This window comes from Cellulomonas sp. IC4_254 (assembly GCF_011603975.1).
In the GTDB taxonomy this organism is placed as follows: Bacteria; Actinomycetota; Actinomycetes; order Actinomycetales; family Cellulomonadaceae; genus Cellulomonas.
Genome location: NZ_JAANNB010000075.1, coordinates 1 through 16,378 on the forward strand (window position 1 = coordinate 1; position 16,378 = coordinate 16,378).

The following is a 16,378-nucleotide window of genomic DNA, read 5'->3' on the forward strand; positions in this document are numbered from 1 at the left end:
CGCCCGCCCCGTCACCCTGCGCGGCGTCGCCCGGACGTTCGCGACGCCGTCCGGCCCGCGCCCGGTGCTGGCCGGCCTCGACCTGTCGATCGCCGCCGGCGAGATCGTCGCCGTCATCGGCCCGTCCGGCTGCGGCAAGTCCACCCTGCTGCGCCAGGTCGCCGGCCTGGACGCCCCCGACGCGGGGTCGATCCTCCTCGGCGACGCGCCGGTCGCCCCGTACGACCCGCGCACCGCCGTCGCGTTCCAGGAGCCGCGGCTGCTGCCGTGGCGGACGCTGGCGCACAACGTCGCGCTCGGCGTCCCGCGCGGCACCCCGCGCGCCGGGTCGCGGGACCAGGTCGCCCGGCTGCTCGACCTCGTCGGGCTCGCGGGCTCGGCGGGGCTGCGGCCGCGGCAGGTGTCCGGCGGCATGGCGCAGCGCGCGTCGCTGGCCCGGGCGCTGGCCCGCCGGCCCGGGGTCCTGCTGCTCGACGAGCCGTTCGGCGCCCTCGACGCCCTGACCCGGCTGCGGATGCAGGACCTGCTGCTCGAGGTGCACGCCAGCCGCCCGACGACGGTGCTGCTGGTCACGCACGACGTCGAGGAGGCGCTGTACCTGGCGGACCGCGTCGTCCTGCTCGGCGCCCTCGACCCCGCCGCGCCGGCCGCCACCTCGGTCCGCTCGATCATCACCGTGCCCGGCGCGCGGCCCCGCGACCGCGCGGACGCCCGCCTGGCCGAGCTGCGCGCCGAGCTGCTGGACGGCCTCGGCGTGCCGTCGCACCACCCGGTGCACGACCCCGACGCGCACCACGCGATCTGACCACCACCCGACCCCGACACCCCACCTGGAGCCCGCCATGACCGCCCTGACCACCGCAGCCCGTCGCCGAGCGCGCGGCCCGATCGCCCTCGGCGCCGCCGCCGTCGCCGCGACCCTGCTGCTCGCCGGCTGCGTGGCCGGCGAGGGCGAGACCGCCCAGGCGGACGCCCCGGAGGACGGCGCCACCGCCGACGGCTGGAGCGCCGACACGCTCACGGTCGACTTCGCCACCTACAACCCGCTGAGCCTGGTGATCAAGGACCAGGGCTGGCTGGAGGAGACGCTCGGCGACGACGTCGACGTCGAGTGGGTGCAGTCCGCCGGCTCGAACAAGGCCAACGAGGCGCTGCGCGCCGGCGCCGTCGACATCGGCTCGACCGCGGGGTCGGCGGCGCTGCTCGCCCGGTCCAACGGCTCCCCGATCCGGACCATCGACATCTACAGCCAGCCGGAGTGGGCCGCGCTCGTCGTCCCGGCCGGCTCGGACATCACCGACGTCGCCGACCTGGCGGGGCACTCGGTCGCCGCGACCAAGGGCACCGACCCGTACTTCTTCCTGCTGCAGGCGCTGGACGAGGCGGGCGTCGACCCGGCCGACGTCGAGGTGCAGAACCTGCAGCACGCGGACGGCAGGGCCGCGCTGGAGAACGGCTCGGTCGACGCGTGGTCCGGCCTGGACCCGCTGATGGCCGCGAGCGAGGCCGAGGCCGGCTCGACGCTGCTCTACCGGAACGTCGACTTCAACACCTACGGGTTCCTCAACGCGACGCAGGACTTCCTGGACGCGAGCCCCGACCTCGCGCAGGTCGTCGTCGACGCGTACGAGAAGGCCCGCGCGTGGGCGCAGGAGAACCCCGACGAGGTCGTGCAGATCCTCGCCGAGGTGGCCGGCATCGACCCGGCGGTCGCCGAGACGGTGATCACCGAGCGCACCACGCTCGACATCGACCCGGTGCCGGGCGACGCGCAGCGCGACGTGCTCGAGGTCGTCGGCCCGATCTTCGTCGAGTCCGGCGACGTGGCGAGCCAGGACCTGGTCGACACCGCGCTGGACGAGCTGTTCGAGCCCACGTACGCGGAGAACGCCGACCCGAGCACCATCGCGGACTGACCCGCACCACCCCTCGCACCTCTGCCGAGTTCGGCAGTCCGCGTGCGAGTTCGGCATCTGGAGCTGCCGAACTCGCACCGGAGGTGCCGAACTCGGCGGAAGGAGACCTCATGACCGACGCCCCCGCCCCCGTGGTGACGATCACCGGCTCCGCCGCGCCGGTGACGGACGCGCGCGGCCGTGCGCTGCCCGGGCTGAACCCGTTCAGCCTCGGGCTCCCCGCCCGGCCCGGCGCCGGCCCGCTCGCGCGGCGGCCCGTGCGGATCGCGCTCGGCCTGGTCGTGCCCGCGGTCCTGCTCGTCGTGTGGCAGGTCGTCACGACGTCCGGCCTGGTCGCCCCGTACCAGCTGCCGAGCCCCGCGTCCGTGTGGACGGCCGCCGTCGACCTGGCGGAGCGCGGCCTGCTCGGCCAGTACGTCGCGATCTCGACGCAGCGCGTCGTGCTCGGGTTCCTGATCGGCGCGGCGCTCGGCCTCGCGGTCGGGTCCGTCGTCGGGCTGTCCCGGCTCGCGGGCGCGCTGCTGGAGCCCACGCTGGGCGCGATCCGCGCGGTGCCGTCGCTGGCGTGGGTGCCGCTGCTGATCCTCTGGATGAAGATCGGCGAGGAGTCCAAGCTCACCCTCATCGCGATCGGGGCGTTCTTCCCGGTCTACACGACCGTGGTCGCCGCGCTGCGGCACGTCGACGCGCACCTGGTCGAGGCCGGGCGCGCGTACGGGCTGCGCGGCGCGCGGCTGCTGGGCGCCGTGCAGCTGCCCGCCGCGGTGCCGTCCGTGGTGGCGGGCCTGCGGCTCGCGCTCGCGCAGTCCTGGCTGTTCCTGGTGGCCGCGGAGCTCATCGCGTCGTCGATGGGCCTGGGCTTCCTCCTGATGGACTCCGGCAACAACGGGCGCGTCGACCGGATGATCCTCGCGATCGTCCTGCTGGCGCTGCTGGGCAAGCTGACCGACGCGCTGATCGGCCTGGCCGAGAAGTCGCTGCTGAGAAGGTGGGCATGACGAGCACGACGAGCGCGACCATCGCCGCGCTGCAGACCGAGACCCGCGCGTACCCGGCCCCGGCCGGCGACTGGAACGTCGGGCCGGCGGAGGCGGAGCGCCTGCGGGCGCGCGCCGACGCCGACCACGTGGGCTTCTGGGAGGACGCCGCCCGCCGCCTGGAGTGGGCCGAGCCCTGGCACACCGCGCACACCTGGTCCCCCGCGGTCGAGGGCCCCGACGGCGAGCTGACCGTCCCCGAGGCGCAGTGGTTCGTCGGCGGGAAGCTCAACGCCGCGGTGAACTGCGTCGACCGGCACGTGGCGGCCGGCCGCGGCGACAAGGTCGCGATCCACGCGGAGGGCGAGCGCGGCGACCGCCGGTCGATCACCTACGCCGACCTGCAGCGCGAGGTCTCCCGGGCCGCGAACGCCCTCACCGACCTCGGCATCGGACCCGGCGACCGGGTGGTCGTCTACCTGCCGGTGATCGCCGAGACGATCGTCGTCACGCTGGCCATCGCCCGGATCGGGGCGGTGCACTCGCTGGTGTTCGGCGGGTTCTCCGCCGAGGCCGTCCGGTTCCGGGTGCAGGACACCGGCGCCAAGCTGCTCGTCACCAGCGACGGCCAGTTCCGCCGCGGCCAGGCCGTCGAGGTGAAGTCCGCCGCCGACGCCGCGGTCGACGGCCTGGAGCACGTCGAGCACGTGCTGGTCGTCCGGCGGACCGGGCAGGACGTCGCGTGGACCGAGGGCCGCGACGTCTGGTGGCACGACGTCGTCGACACCGCCTCCGACCAGCACGAGGCGCAGGCCTTCGACGCCGAGCACCCGCTGTTCATCATCTACACGTCCGGCACCACCGGGAAGCCGAAGGGCCTGGTGCACACCACCGGCGGCTACCTCACGCACGCGTCCTGGACGCACTGGGCGATGTTCGACGCCAAGCCGGACGACGTGCACTGGTGTACCGCCGACCTCGCCTGGGTCACGGCGCACACCTACGAGATCTACGGGCCGCTCAGCAACGGGCTGACCCAGGTGATCTACGAGGGCACGCCGGACACCCCGCACCGCGAGCGGCACCTCGAGGTCATCGAGCGGTACGGCGTCACGGTCTACTACACGGCGCCGACGCTGATCCGGACCTTCATGACCTGGTTCCCCGGGGGCCTGCCGGACGGGTACGACCTGTCCACGGTGCGGCTGCTCGGGACGGTCGGCGAGGCGATCAACCCCGAGGCGTGGGTGTGGTTCCGCGAGCAGTTCGGCGCGGGCACGGCCCCGGTCGTCGACACCTGGTGGCAGTCCGAGACCGGCGCGGCCGTGATCGCCCCGCTGCCCGGCGTCACCACGCTCAAGCCCGGCTCGGCCACCCGCGCGCTGCCCGGGTTCTCGGCGAAGGTCGTGGACGACGCGGGCGCCGAGGTGCCGCGCGGCTCCGGCGGCTACCTGGTGCTCGACCGGACGTGGCCCGGCATGGCGCGAACCGTGTGGGGCGACCCGGCGCGGTTCCGCGACTCGTACTGGCGGCCGTTCGCGGCGCACGGCTACTTCCTCGCCGGCGACGGCGCGTCCTGGGACGCCGACGGCGACGTGTGGCTGCTCGGCCGGGTGGACGACGTCGTGAACGTCGCGGGCCACCGGCTGTCGACCATCGAGATCGAGTCGGCGCTCGTCGCGCACCCCGCGGTCGGCGAGGCCGGCGTCGCGGGCGTGACGGACGCGGTCGGCGGGCAGGCGGTCGCGGCGTTCGTCGTGCCCGCCGTCGCGCCCGGGCCGGTCGAGGACCTGGCCGCCTGGCGGGCCGCAGCCGAGGCGTTGCGCGAGGACCTGCGGGCCCAGGTGCAGCGGGAGATCGGCCCGGTCGCCAAGCCGAAGCACGTCGTCCTCGTCCCCGAGGTCCCCAAGACCCGGTCCGGCAAGATCATGCGGCGGCTGCTGGCCGAGCTGCACGACGGCCGGCCGCTCGGCGACGTCACCTCCCTGCAGAACCCCTGGGCCGTGGACCAGGTCGCCGCGCTGCTGCGCGACGGCGTTAACCTCGGCCCGATCCCCGAGGCCGAGGAGGCCACCGCCTGATGAGCTCCGAGCACCGCTTCGGCTTCCGCACCCGCGCCCTGCACGCCGGGGCGATCCCCGACGCCGCGACCGGCGCCCGCGCCGTGCCGATCTACCAGACCACGTCGTTCGTGTTCAACGACACCACCGACGCCGCGAACCTGTTCGCGCTGCAGAAGTACGGCAACATCTACTCCCGGCTCGGCAACCCGACGGTCGCCGCGTTCGAGGAGCGGATCGCCTCGCTGGAGGGCGGCATCGGCGCCGTCGCCACCGCCTCCGGCATGGCGGCGGAGTTCATCACGTTCGCCGCGCTCGTCGGCGCCGGCGACCACATCGTCGCCTCCGCGCAGCTCTACGGCGGCACGGTGACCCAGCTCGACGTGACGCTGCGCCGGTTCGGCGTCGAGACCACGTTCGTCGCGGGCACGGACCCGGCCGACTACGCCGCGGCGATCCGGCCGGAGACCAAGGCCGTCTACACCGAGGTGGTCGCGAACCCGTCCGGCGAGGTCGCCGACCTGGCCGGACTGGCCGAGGTCGCGCACGCCGCGGGCGTCCCGCTCGTCGTGGACGCGACGCTGTCGACGCCCTACCTGGTGCGGCCGATCGAGCACGGTGCGGACATCGTCATCCACTCCGCCACCAAGTTCCTCGGCGGGCACGGCACCACGCTCGGCGGCGTCGTCGTCGAGTCGGGGCGGTTCAACTGGGGCAACGGCAAGTTCCCGCAGATGACCGAGCCCGTGCCGTCGTACAACGACGTGAAGTGGTGGGAGAACTTCGGCGAGTACGGGTTCCTCACCAAGCTGCGCTCCGAGCAGCTGCGGGACATCGGCCCGTCGCTGTCCGCGCAGTCGGCGTTCCAGCTGCTGCAGGGCGTGGAGACGCTCCCCCAGCGGCTCGACGCGCACCTCGCCAACGCCCGGGCCGTCGCCGAGTGGCTGGACGCCGACCCGCGCGTCACGTCGGTGCAGTGGGCCGGCCTGCCGTCGCACCCGCACCACGAGCGCGCCCAGCGGTACCTGCCGCTCGGCCCGGGGTCGGTGTTCGCGTTCCGGCTCGCCGCGACCGCGGACCGCGACGGCCGGGAGGTGGGCCGCCGGTTCATCGAGAACCTGCAGCTCGCGAGCCACCTGGCCAACGTCGGCGACGCGCGCACGCTCGTCATCCACCCCGCGTCGACCACGCACCAGCAGCTGTCCGCGGAGCAGCTCGCCACGGCGGGCGTGCCCGAGGACCTGGTGCGGATCAGCGTCGGTCTGGAGGACCCGGAGGACATCCTCTGGGACCTGGACCAGGCGCTGACCGCGGCCACGGCGCCGCGCGCGGCGGCGAAGAGTGCGACCGACGGGGCCACCGCCGCCGCGGCCCGGCCCGCCGTCCCGGCCGCCACCGCGGTCGGCGCCGCCGTCACCGGCGTCGGCGGCATCGCCGGCGGCGCGTCCTGCTCCGTCCCGGAGGCGAACTGATGACCAGCACTCCTGAGCGCACCTGGCAGGGCCCGTCCGCGCCGGAGCGCCTCGCGCTGCTGCGCCGGACCCGGTCCATCGCGATCGTGGGCGCGTCCAACAACCCGGCGCGCGCGTCGTACTTCGTCACGACGTACCTGCTGTCCAGCACGCCGTACGACGTCTACCTGGTGAACCCGCGGGAGACCGAGATCCTGGGTCAGCCGGTGTACCCGTCGCTCGACGCGCTGCCGGTCGTGCCGGACCTGGTGGACGTGTTCCGCCGGCACGACGACCTGCCGACGGTGCTGGACGAGACCGTGGCCGTCGGGGCGAAGGCGCTGTGGCTGCAGCTCGGCTCGTGGCACGAGGACGTCGCGCGTCGCGGCGAGGAGGCGGGCCTGACGGTGGTCATGGACCGCTGCGTCAAGATCGAGCACGCCCGGTTCCACGGCGGCCTGCACCTGGCGGGCTTCGACACCGGCGTGATCAGCAGCAGGCGCGCCCTGTCGTAGGTCGACCCTTCGCCGAGATGGCGACTCTCGGCTGCGCGGGGACGCCCCGTCGCAGCCGAGAGCTGCCATCTCGGCGGCAGAGCGCGCGCGGCGAGGGGGCCGCGCGGGGGGGCCGGCGTCAGCGCGCGTCGGCGAGGAGCGCCTGCTCCCCCGCCGCGGCGTCCGCCGGACGGCCCGTCGCCAGCGGCAGGATGATCGAGTCGATCAGCCGCTCGGCGAACTCCGCGTCCATCGGCCGGTGCGCGACGACCTTGCGGTAGTGCGCCATCGCCGGCGCGACCGCCGCGATCATGTCGAGGTCGACCCCGGGGGCCGTGTCCCCGCGCAGCCGGGCGCGCTCCAGCACCTCGCGCGCCAGCCGGACCCGGCCGGCGACGAACTGCTCGTGGAACACCTCGCGCACCTCGGGCTCGTCCCGGACGGCGGAGATGAGGCCGGTCATGAGGTCGTCGCTCTTCATCCGGCTGGCCCGCACGAAGATGCTCAGCAGGTCGTCGCGGATCGACCCGGTGTCGGGGACCTCGTCGATCGTCATCTGCTTGGCGCACAGCAGGCAGTCGACGGTGAGCTGCACCTTGGAGGACCAGCGGCGGTAGACCGTCGACTTGCCCGCCCCGGCGCGCTCGGCGACCGCGTCCATCGTCATGCCGTCGTAGCCCCGCTCGATGAGCAGCTCGCGGGCGGCCTGGAGGATCAGCTCGTCCTTGGAGTCGTCGCGGCGACGCCCGGGCCGGCGGGCCGGCTCGTCCACGTCCACGGCGCCGGTGGGCACACCCACGGCTGCGGCGTCCTCGCGCGCGACCATCCGGGCTCCTCTCGACGGCCCCATCATGCCTGCCGCGCGACGCGGAAACAAATCGAGACTCAGGGGTTTCGAAACTGCCCGGTCCTGGTTTACGGTCGTGCCATCCCCCCACACCGTCGTCCTGACCGGAGCACCCGCATGTCCTCATCCGCCGCACCCACGACGCCCGCCGCGCCGGCCGCCGGGCCGGCCGGCGTCCCGCACCGGCGCCGCTGGTTCGTCCTCGCCACCGTCGCGCTCGCCCAGCTGATGGTCGTCCTCGACGCCACCATCGTGAACATCGCCATGCCGTCCGCCCAGGCGGAGCTCGGCTTCAGCGACAACGACCGCCAGTGGATCGTCACCGCCTACGCCCTCGCCTTCGGCAGCCTGCTGCTGCTCGGCGGCCGGCTGTCCGACATGTTCGGCCGCCGCCGCATGTTCCTCATCGGGCTCGTCGGGTTCGCCGTGTCGTCCGCCCTCGGCGGCGCCGCCGGCACGTTCGAGCTGCTGGTCGCGGCGCGCGCCCTGCAGGGCGTGTTCGGGGCCGTGCTCGCCCCTGCCGCGCTGTCCGTGCTGACCACCACGTTCACCGTGCCGAAGGAGCGCGCCCGCGCGTTCGGCATCTTCGGCGCGATCGCCGGCATGGGCGGCGCCATCGGCCTGCTGCTCGGCGGCTACCTCACCGAGAACTTCGACTGGCGCTGGAACCTCTACGTCAACGTCGTGATCGCCGCCGTCGCGCTGGTCGCGGGCGCCGTGCTGCTCCCCCGGGCCGGCGGCGCCGCGGGGCACCGGCTGGACGTCCCCGGCGTCGTGCTCGGCTCGGCCGGGCTGTTCGCCCTGGTGTTCGGCTTCTCGCAGGCCGAGCCGCAGGGCTGGGACTCCCCGCTCACCTGGGCGCCGCTCGCCGCCAGCCTCGTGCTGCTCGTCGCGTTCGTCGTCCGGCAGCGCACCGCCCCGAACGCGGTGCTGCCGCTCGAGGTCGTCGTGGACCGGGACCGCGGGGCCTCGTTCCTCGCGATCCTCGTCGCCGGGTCGGGCATGTTCGGCGTGTTCCTGTTCCTCACGTACTACCTGCAGACGACCCTCGGGTACACGCCCATGCGCACCGGCGTGGCGTTCCTGCCGATGGTGCTGTCGATCATCGTCACCGCGCAGATCCAGTCGAACCTGCTGATCCCGCGGTTCGGGCCCAAGGTGCTGGTGCCGATCGGCATGCTGCTCGCGGCCGTCGCGATGCTCACGTTCACCCGGCTGGAGCTGGACAGCACGTACGCCACGCACGTGCTGCCCGGGCTGATCCTCATGGGCGTCGGGATGGCCTCGATCATGCCCGCGTCCTTCCAGCTGGCCACCCTCGGCGTCGAGCCCCGGCTCGCGGGCGCCGCGTCGGCCCTGGTGTCGACGAGCCAGCAGGTCGGCGGCGCGATCGGCACCGCCCTGCTGAACACCCTCGCCGCGACCGCCGCGGCGGCGTACCTAACGGACCACGCCCCGGTGACCCCCGAGGTGGCGGCCGAGGCCGCGCTGCACAGCTTCGACACCGCGTACGCGTGGTCGGCGGTGATCTTCGCCGGCGGCGCCGTCGTGGCGGCCGTGCTGTTCCGCACCCGCGCCGACCGCCAGGCCCGCGCGGCCGCAGCCCCCGCGCCGCTCGGCGCCCCGGCGGAGGCCCCGGTCGCCGCGCACTGACGCACCCGCACTCGCTCGCCGACCTACCCGCTCGCCGAGATAGGGCCTCCGCGCCGAGATAGGACCTCAGACGGTCCTATCTCGCGCCGGGGGCCCTATCTCGGCGAACGAGCGGGGAGCGCACGAGCGGGGAGACGGGGCGAGGGGTGGTCAGGAGGGGTCGAGCGGGCGCAGGTGGCCGGACCGCCACGTCTCGGCGTCCTGCGCCGCTCGGCGGGAGCCCGCGAGGACCGCGTGCGCCACCCGCAGGTCGTCCTCCAGACGAGCACGGGCCGCCGGGGCCTCGTCGGAGAGCGCCCGCCAGAGCACCGTCTCGTCGATCGCGAGGTAGTTGTGCGCGAGCCGGTTGCGCATCCCACGCAGCGCGCGCAGGCCGTCGACGGTGAGATAGCGCTCGGCCTGCCCGCGGTCCAGGGCGGCGGCGGCTTGGTGGATCCGCTCGACGACCCGCTCGGCGGCCAGCCGTACCCACGCCGGACGCGCACCGTCCGCCTCGGCCGCGAGCGACACGGCGGTGTCGAGCTCCTCGGCGAGCGCGACGACGCGCTCCGCCTCGTCAGGGGTCACAGGGGGACGGTCCCCGCGAGGATGCGACCACCCACCCCGGTCCGGCTCGCGCGCTCCAGCACCGCGTCGTCGTCCACCACGTCGACCCGGACCCCGGTCAGCGACTCCAGCGCGGCGGTCAGCGCCACCAGGTCCCGCCTGGCTCCCGGACCGAAGTGCACGATCAGGTCGAGGTCCGAGTCGACCCCGTCCTCGCCGCGCGCGACCGAGCCGAACACGCCGGCCGCGACCACCCCGTGGTCGGTGAGGACGCGCAGCACCGCGGCGTGGTGACGCGCGAGCGCGTCCCGCGGCAGGTCTCCGTGCACCGGTCCTCCTCCAGGTGTGACCACCAGGCTAGCGAGCCCCTCAGTTGTCGGGGAACCAGATCGCGCGGCGCAGGGCGACGCGCGTGCCGTCCGCCGTCAGGGGCGTGCCCTCCGCGCGCAGGTGCTCCAGGGCGGTCCGGGCGTGGTGCGGCGGCGGCGCGCCGGCGGCGTTCACGACCCGCCACCAGGGCACGCCGGACCCGCCGCGGGACATGATCTGACCGACCTGCCGGGGGCCGCCGCGCGCGGGCAGCCCCTCGGCGACGAACCGGTCGGCCACCACCTCGGCGATCGTCCCGTAGGTCATCGCCCGGCCGGAGGGGATCGCGTCGACGACGTCGAGCACCGCCTCTAGGTACGCCTCGTCCACCGCTCAGGCCCTCCGCAGCAGGACGAGCGCCCGGTCGTCGCCCTCGCCGGCGCCGACCCGCGCCACGACGTCGTCGGCGCCGCCGCGCCCGGTCGACAGGACGCCCTCGGCGACGCCGCGGAGCCGGTCGATGCCGAGGTCCAGGTCCCCGCCGGGCGTCTCCACGAGGCCGTCCGTGTAGAGCAGCAGGATGTCGCCGGGGTCGACCCGGCCGCGGACCGACGGGAACGCCGCGTCCTCGACGACGCCGAGCACGGGCCCGCCGCGCGCGGGGACCAGGTCGACGGCGCCGGACCCGGCGTCGAGGTGCACCGGCGGCAGGTGGCCCGCGGAGTACACGGTGTACTCGCCCGTCGCGAGGACCAGGCTCACGTGCACCGCGGTCGCGAACCCCTCGTCCCAGTCCTGCGCGAGCAGGTAGGCGTTCGCGGCGGGCAGGAAGTCCTCCGCGGGCAGCTGCCCGATCAGCCCGGCCAGGGCGCCGGACAGCTGGAGCGAGCGCACGCCCGCGTCCTGCCCCTTGCCCGACACGTCGACCAGCGCGATCTCGAGCACCGCGCCGTGCTGCCGTGGCGCCGCCACCACGAAGTCGCCGGAGAACGCCTCCCGGTGCGCCGACCGCAGCGCGGTCTGGACGGTCCAGCCGTCCGGCAGCGGCGGGACGGCGCCGTGCGCGGCGAGCCGGTCCCGCAGGTCGACGAGCATGAGCTCCCCCGGCGCGCCCTGCAGGCCGAGCCGCTCCCGGTGCGCCGCGAACGACAGCAGCGCCGCGATCGCGATGCCCTGCAGGAGGAACGTGCCGGGCGTGAAGTCGCCGAGGCCCGCGAGCGGGATCGCGACGAACTGCACGACGATCGCCGCGCACAGCACCACCATGCCGCGCATCCGGAGCAGGAACGCCCCCAGCAGCTCGATGAGGATGAACGTCGACGGCGGCACCCACGGGCGCGCCCACACGATCCCGGCCGACGCGAGCAGCGTCAGGCCGACGAGCATCGTGGTCAGCGCGGGCTGGGAGCCGACGCCGTACCGGCGCAGGCACGCCCGGACCCGGTCGAGCACGCTCGCGGCGCGGCGGCGGCGCGCGGCCGGCGGGGGTGTCACGCCGCGAGGGTACCCAGCACCCTGAGCGTGCGGCCAGGTGCCGCCACGTCAGGGTCGGCGGGCGAAATCGCGTGACCGGCCGCGACCCCCGCCAGCAGGATGGCGACCATGAGTGCGACGACGACCACCGGGTACCGCCTGTTCGAGATCACCGCCGACCGCGTCGAGGAGTACCGGGCGCTGGACGCGGTGGCGTTCGCCGAGCCGGCGCACGACCCGGCGCTGGACGCCGAGGTGCCGTTCGCGGTGCCGCTGGACCGGGCGGTGGCCGTCGAGTCCGAGGCCGGCGAGATCGTCGCGGTGCACGGCTCGTACGCCTTCACGCTGCCCACGCCGGGCGGGTCGGTGCCGTGCGCGGGGCTGACCTGGGTGGGCGTCCGGCCCGACCACCGGCGGCGCGGCCTGCTGACGACGATGATCCGCGCGCACCTCGACCGGTCGCTCGGCCGCGGCGAGCCCGTGTCGGCGCTGTTCGCGGCCGAGCCCGGCATCTACGGCCGGTACGGCTACGGCTCCGCCTCGGACAGCGTCCGCCTGACGCTCCCGCGCGGGGCCGCGCTGCGCGACGTCCCGGGCTCCGCCGACCTCACGGTGCGGTTCGCGACGCTCGACCCGGCCGCGCACGAGGGCCTGGTCGAGGACGTGTACGCGGCGGCGGGCACGGGCCGGCCCGGGTGGATCCGGCGCGGCTCGGACGCCCTGCGGCGCATCGCGGTCGCCGACCCGGCGGCCTGGCGGCGCGGCGGCGAGCCGGCGCGGCTGCTCACCGTGCACGCCGCGGACGGGACGCCGCGGGCGTTCGCGATCGTGCGACGCACCCAGACCTGGGGCGACGGCGGCCCGGAGTACCCGGTGCAGGTGCGGCTCGCCGCCTCGGCCGACGCGGCGGCGGCGCACCGGCTGTGGTCGATGCTGCTCGACCTCGATCTCACGACGACGGTGGCCAGCACCATGCTGCCGCTGGACGACCCGCTGCTCGCGCTGCTGGTCGACACCCGGCGCCCGGTCCCGAAGGTCAGCGACAACCTGTGGGTCCGGCTGCTCGACGTGCCGGCCGCGCTGGCCGGTCGCCGGTACGCCGCCCCGCTGGACGTGGTGCTCCGGGTGCGGGACGCGCTGCTGCCCGGGAACGACGGCGCGTGGCGGCTCGTCACCGGCGAGCCCGGGGCGGACGGCACGTATGGCGCCCGGGTCGAGCGCGCCGAGGGCGCGGAGCCCGACCTCGGCCTCGACGTGCGCGAGCTCGGCGCCGCGTACCTGGGCGGGCGCAGCCTGGCGGCGCTCGCCGCGGCCGGGCAGGTCACGGCGGCCCGGCCGGACGCGCTGCACCGCGCGGCGACCGCGTTCGGCTGGCCGGTGGCCCCGGTGTGCCCCTGGGTGTTCTAGCGGGACGGGGCCGCGCGTCAGGCGCGCGCGGCCTCGTACGCCGCCAGCTGGTCGATCCGGCGCTGGTGCCGCGGGTCCTGGCTGAACGGCTCGTCCACGAACACGTCGACCAGCTCCAGCGCCTCGTCCACCGAGTGCTGCCGGGCGCCGATCGCGACGACGTTCGCGTCGTTGTGCTGCCGCCCGAGCCGCGCGGTGTCGGTGTTCCACGCCAGCGCGGCGCGCACGCCGGTCACCTTGTTCGCGGCGATCTGCTCGCCGTTGCCCGACCCGCCGATGACGACGCCCAGGCTGCCCGGGTCGGCGACGACGGCCTCGCCCGCGGCGAAGCAGACGGCTGGGTAGTCGTCCTGCGGGTCGTACTCGGCGGCCCCGTGGTCGACCACGTCGTGCCCCGCGGCGCGCAGGTGCTCGACCAGCGCGACCTTGAGCTCGAACCCGGCGTGGTCTGCGGCGACATGGATACGCATGGGCCCCATCTTGCCCCACGCCGCCGCCCGCCACCCCGCCTGTCCGCGGACGGCCCCGCGACCTAGGCTGGCCCCGGTGCGCGCTCGCGCGCCTGCCCGACCGGAAGGGACCCCCCTCGACCATGACCCGCAGCGGCATCGACACCTCGGCCCTCGACCCGGCCGTCCGCCCGCAGGACGACCTGTACGCGCACGTCAACGGCCGCTGGGCCGCCGAGCACGTGATCCCCGCCGACCGGGCGATGGACGGCTCGTTCCGCGCGCTGCACGACCAGGCCGAGGAGCAGGTCCGCGACATCATCGTCGAGGCCGGGGAGGCCGCCGACGCCACGGGCGTCCAGGCGCAGATCGGCGCGCTGTACGCGTCGTTCATGGACACCGACGCCGTCGAGGCGGCCGGCACCGACCCGCTGCGCCCGGACCTGTCCGCGATCGCCGCCGCGAGCAGCCGCCAGGACCTCACCGACGTGCTGGGCTCCCTGCAGCGCACGGGCGCCGCGGCCGGCACCGGGTTCTGGGTCGACAACGACGCCAAGGACCCCGAGCGGTACGTCGTCTACCTGTACCAGTCGGGCCTGGGCCTGCCGGACGAGTCGTACTACCGCGACGAGCAGTACGCGTCCGTGCTCGCCGCCTACCGCCCGCACGTGGCGCGGATGCTGCGGCTCGGCGGCTGGGTGGCGGACGCGGCCGCGGCGGACGAGGCCGCGGGCCGGGTGGTCGCGCTGGAGACCAAGATCGCCGCCGGCCACTGGGACGTCGTGAAGGACCGGGACGCCGACCTCACCTACAACCCGACGACGCTCGCCGCGCTGGCGACCACCGCCCCGGGCTTCGACTGGGAGGCGTGGTCCCGCGCCCTGGGCGCCCCGCAGGGCTCGCTCGACGAGCTGGTGGTGCGCGAGCCGTCGTTCGCCACCGCGTTCGCCGGGCTGTGGGCGTCCGAGCCGGTCGAGGACTGGCAGGCCTGGCTGGCGTACCACGCGATCACCGCGCGGGCGCCGTACCTGTCGTCCGAGCTGGTCGAGGCGAACTTCGACTTCCACGGCCGCACGCTGACCGGCGCCCAGGAGCTGCGCGACCGCTGGAAGCGCGGCGTCTCGCTCGTCCAGGGCGTGCTCGGCGAGGCCGTCGGCGAGGTGTACGTCGCGCGGCACTTCCCGCCGGCCCACAAGGAGCGGATGGAGGAGCTCGTCGGCCACCTGGTCGAGGCGTACCGCGAGTCGATCACCGCCCTGGACTGGATGGGCGAGGACACCAAGGCCAAGGCGCTCGCCAAGCTCGACGCGTTCACGCCGAAGATCGGCTACCCGGTCAAGTGGCGGGACTACTCGGGCCTCGAGGTCCGCGCCGACGACCTGGTCGGCAACGTCCGCCGGGCGTCCGCGTTCGAGCAGGACTTCGAGCTGAACAAGATCGGGAGGCCGATCGACCGCGACGAGTGGTTCATGACCCCGCAGACGGTCAACGCCTACTACAACCCGGGCATGAACGAGATCGTGTTCCCCGCCGCGATCCTGCAGCCGCCGTTCTTCGACGCCGACGCGGACGACGCCGTGAACTACGGCGGCATCGGCGCGGTCATCGGCCACGAGATCGGCCACGGCTTCGACGACCAGGGCTCCAAGTACGACGGCCAGGGCCGGCTCGAGGACTGGTGGACCGAGTCCGACCGCGCCGAGTTCGAGAAGCGCACCTCGGCGCTCATCGAGCAGTACAACGCGTTCTCCCCCGCGCAGCTCAACGGGTCGCACCACGTCAACGGCGCGCTCACGATCGGCGAGAACATCGGCGACCTCGGCGGCCTGTCGATCTCGCTGAAGGCCTACCGGATCGCGCTGGGCACCTCGCTGGACGAGGCGCCCGAGGTCGACGGGCTGACCGGCGTGCAGCGGGTGCTGCTCGGCTGGGCGCAGGTGTGGCGGGCCAAGGGCCGCGACGAGGAGGTCATCCGGCGGCTCGCCGTCGACCCGCACTCCCCCGACGAGGTCCGGTGCAACGCGGTGGTGCGGAACGTGGACGAGTTCTACACCGCGTTCGGCGTGCAGGAGGGCGACGGGCTGTACCTCGCGCCCGAGGAGCGCGTGCGCATCTGGTGACGCACGACCGCGGCGCCCGTCCCCTCGCCGGGGGGCGGGCGCCGCGGCGCGTCCGGGCCCGGCGGGCGGGTGCCCGTCCGGGCGCTCACCCCGCCCGGGCGACCGGGCGTCAGGGCAGCGTCGTGAGCGCCGCCGTCGCGACCCGGAACCCGGCCCCGGTCTCGTCGATGACGCAGGACATGCCGTTCGACCCGCTCGTGCAGGTGTACGGGCCCACGGTCTGCGTCTGCCCGTACTCCAGCACCGGGGTGTCCGCCGACGCCGGCGCCGGCGCCGGGCCCTCGACGCAGGGCGTCGTGACGCCGTCCGCCTCGTTCAGCACCACGGTGTGGCCGGTGGTGCCCGTGCAGCCCTCGGAGGCCGGCACGTCGTACTGGATGTTCGCGATGGTGCAGGTGACGCCGTCGGGCGACATGGTGCACGCGATGTTGCCGGTCGGGGACGCGAACGACGTGGCGACGTCGCTGGTCGCGCCCGACGTGGCGCCGTCCGTCGCGCCGCCGGACGCGGCCTGCGACGCGGGCGCCGACGGGCTCGCGGTGGCGCCGCCGTCGGAGTCGCCGCCGAGCACCACGATCGCGGCGACGACCAGGACGAGGACCAGCACGACGTCGACGGCCAGGAAGATCTTGACGCCGCGGCTCAGGTTCGCGAGGGCTGCCATCGGGTACCTCCG

Annotated in this window: 16 protein-coding genes; 9 read left to right on the top strand and 7 right to left on the bottom strand. The window is 75.0% G+C overall.

What is annotated here, in order from left to right:
- The first annotated feature begins 16 nt into the window (after positions 1 to 16).
- The 6 genes from G6556_RS09235 (at position 17) to G6556_RS09260 (ending at position 6,919) form a co-directional block, all read left to right on the top strand.
- Entirely contained in the window at positions 17 to 805 is a 789-nt protein-coding gene (locus G6556_RS09235) for an ABC transporter ATP-binding protein (protein WP_240934149.1), read from the top strand.
- A gap of 37 nt (positions 806 to 842) precedes the next feature.
- The gene (locus tag G6556_RS09240; protein ID WP_166940631.1) at positions 843 to 1,916 is read left to right on the top strand and encodes an aliphatic sulfonate ABC transporter substrate-binding protein; all 1,074 of its coding nucleotides are present in this window, start codon (positions 843 to 845) and stop codon (positions 1,914 to 1,916) included.
- 110 nt (positions 1,917 to 2,026) lie between these two features.
- On the top strand, positions 2,027 to 2,914 hold the full coding sequence (locus G6556_RS09245; RefSeq protein WP_166940633.1) for an ABC transporter permease: 888 nt from the start codon (positions 2,027 to 2,029) through the stop codon (positions 2,912 to 2,914).
- On the top strand, positions 2,911 to 4,974 hold the full coding sequence (acs, locus tag G6556_RS09250) for an acetate--CoA ligase (protein WP_166940635.1): 2,064 nt from the start codon (positions 2,911 to 2,913) through the stop codon (positions 4,972 to 4,974). Before G6556_RS09245 ends, acs begins: the two co-directional genes overlap by 4 nt.
- Positions 4,974 to 6,425, top strand: coding sequence for an O-acetylhomoserine aminocarboxypropyltransferase/cysteine synthase family protein (locus G6556_RS09255; RefSeq protein ID WP_166940637.1), 1,452 nt, complete (start codon positions 4,974 to 4,976; stop codon positions 6,423 to 6,425). The genes acs and G6556_RS09255 overlap by 1 nt, the downstream gene beginning before the upstream one ends.
- Entirely contained in the window at positions 6,425 to 6,919 is a 495-nt protein-coding gene (locus tag G6556_RS09260) for a CoA-binding protein (RefSeq protein WP_166940639.1), read from the top strand. Before G6556_RS09255 ends, G6556_RS09260 begins: the two co-directional genes overlap by 1 nt.
- Positions 6,920 to 7,037: 118 nt before the next feature.
- Here the strand turns inward: G6556_RS09260 and G6556_RS09265 are convergent, their stop codons facing one another.
- Positions 7,038 to 7,724, bottom strand: a complete 687-nt coding sequence (locus G6556_RS09265) for a TetR/AcrR family transcriptional regulator (protein ID WP_166940641.1) — start codon at positions 7,722 to 7,724, stop codon at positions 7,038 to 7,040.
- Positions 7,725 to 7,862: 138 nt separating this feature from the next.
- On the opposite strand from G6556_RS09265, the gene G6556_RS09270 reads away from it, so the two are divergent.
- The gene (locus tag G6556_RS09270) at positions 7,863 to 9,398 is read left to right on the top strand and encodes an MFS transporter (protein WP_166940643.1); all 1,536 of its coding nucleotides are present in this window, start codon (positions 7,863 to 7,865) and stop codon (positions 9,396 to 9,398) included.
- Positions 9,399 to 9,548: 150 nt separating this feature from the next.
- Here the strand turns inward: G6556_RS09270 and G6556_RS20200 are convergent, their stop codons facing one another.
- From G6556_RS20200 to G6556_RS09290, 4 genes are read right to left on the bottom strand one after another with little or no spacing between them, the layout of a single operon-like run.
- A complete protein-coding gene (locus G6556_RS20200) occupies positions 9,549 to 9,965 on the bottom strand; it encodes a HepT-like ribonuclease domain-containing protein (RefSeq protein ID WP_166940645.1) in 417 nt (138 codons plus the stop codon).
- Complete coding sequence (locus G6556_RS09280; RefSeq protein WP_346774807.1) at positions 9,962 to 10,273, bottom strand: nucleotidyltransferase domain-containing protein; 312 nt, start codon at positions 10,271 to 10,273, stop codon at positions 9,962 to 9,964. Before G6556_RS09280 ends, G6556_RS20200 begins: the two co-directional genes overlap by 4 nt.
- 40 nt (positions 10,274 to 10,313) lie before the next feature.
- Positions 10,314 to 10,643, bottom strand: coding sequence for an MGMT family protein (locus G6556_RS09285; RefSeq protein ID WP_166940647.1), 330 nt, complete (start codon positions 10,641 to 10,643; stop codon positions 10,314 to 10,316).
- A gap of 3 nt (positions 10,644 to 10,646) precedes the next feature.
- A complete protein-coding gene (locus tag G6556_RS09290; protein ID WP_346774808.1) occupies positions 10,647 to 11,747 on the bottom strand; it encodes a PP2C family protein-serine/threonine phosphatase in 1,101 nt (366 codons plus the stop codon).
- 108 nt (positions 11,748 to 11,855) lie between these two features.
- On the opposite strand from G6556_RS09290, the gene G6556_RS09295 reads away from it, so the two are divergent.
- Positions 11,856 to 13,133: a GNAT family N-acetyltransferase gene (locus tag G6556_RS09295; protein WP_166940649.1), complete on the top strand. Its 1,278-nt coding sequence runs from the start codon at positions 11,856 to 11,858 to the stop codon at positions 13,131 to 13,133.
- 17 nt (positions 13,134 to 13,150) lie between these two features.
- Here G6556_RS09295 and G6556_RS09300 read toward each other — a convergent pair whose 3' ends face one another.
- Positions 13,151 to 13,603 (bottom strand): ribose-5-phosphate isomerase, encoded by a 453-nt coding sequence (locus tag G6556_RS09300; RefSeq protein ID WP_166940651.1) that lies wholly within the window; start codon positions 13,601 to 13,603, stop codon positions 13,151 to 13,153.
- Positions 13,604 to 13,725: 122 nt separating this feature from the next.
- On the opposite strand from G6556_RS09300, the gene G6556_RS09305 reads away from it, so the two are divergent.
- Entirely contained in the window at positions 13,726 to 15,702 is a 1,977-nt protein-coding gene (locus G6556_RS09305) for a M13 family metallopeptidase (RefSeq protein WP_166940653.1), read from the top strand.
- Positions 15,703 to 15,811: 109 nt separating this feature from the next.
- On the opposite strand, the gene G6556_RS09310 is transcribed toward G6556_RS09305, so the two are convergent.
- A partial coding sequence (locus G6556_RS09310; protein ID WP_346774809.1) for a hypothetical protein occupies positions 15,812 to 16,378 on the bottom strand: 567 nt, incomplete at its 5' end.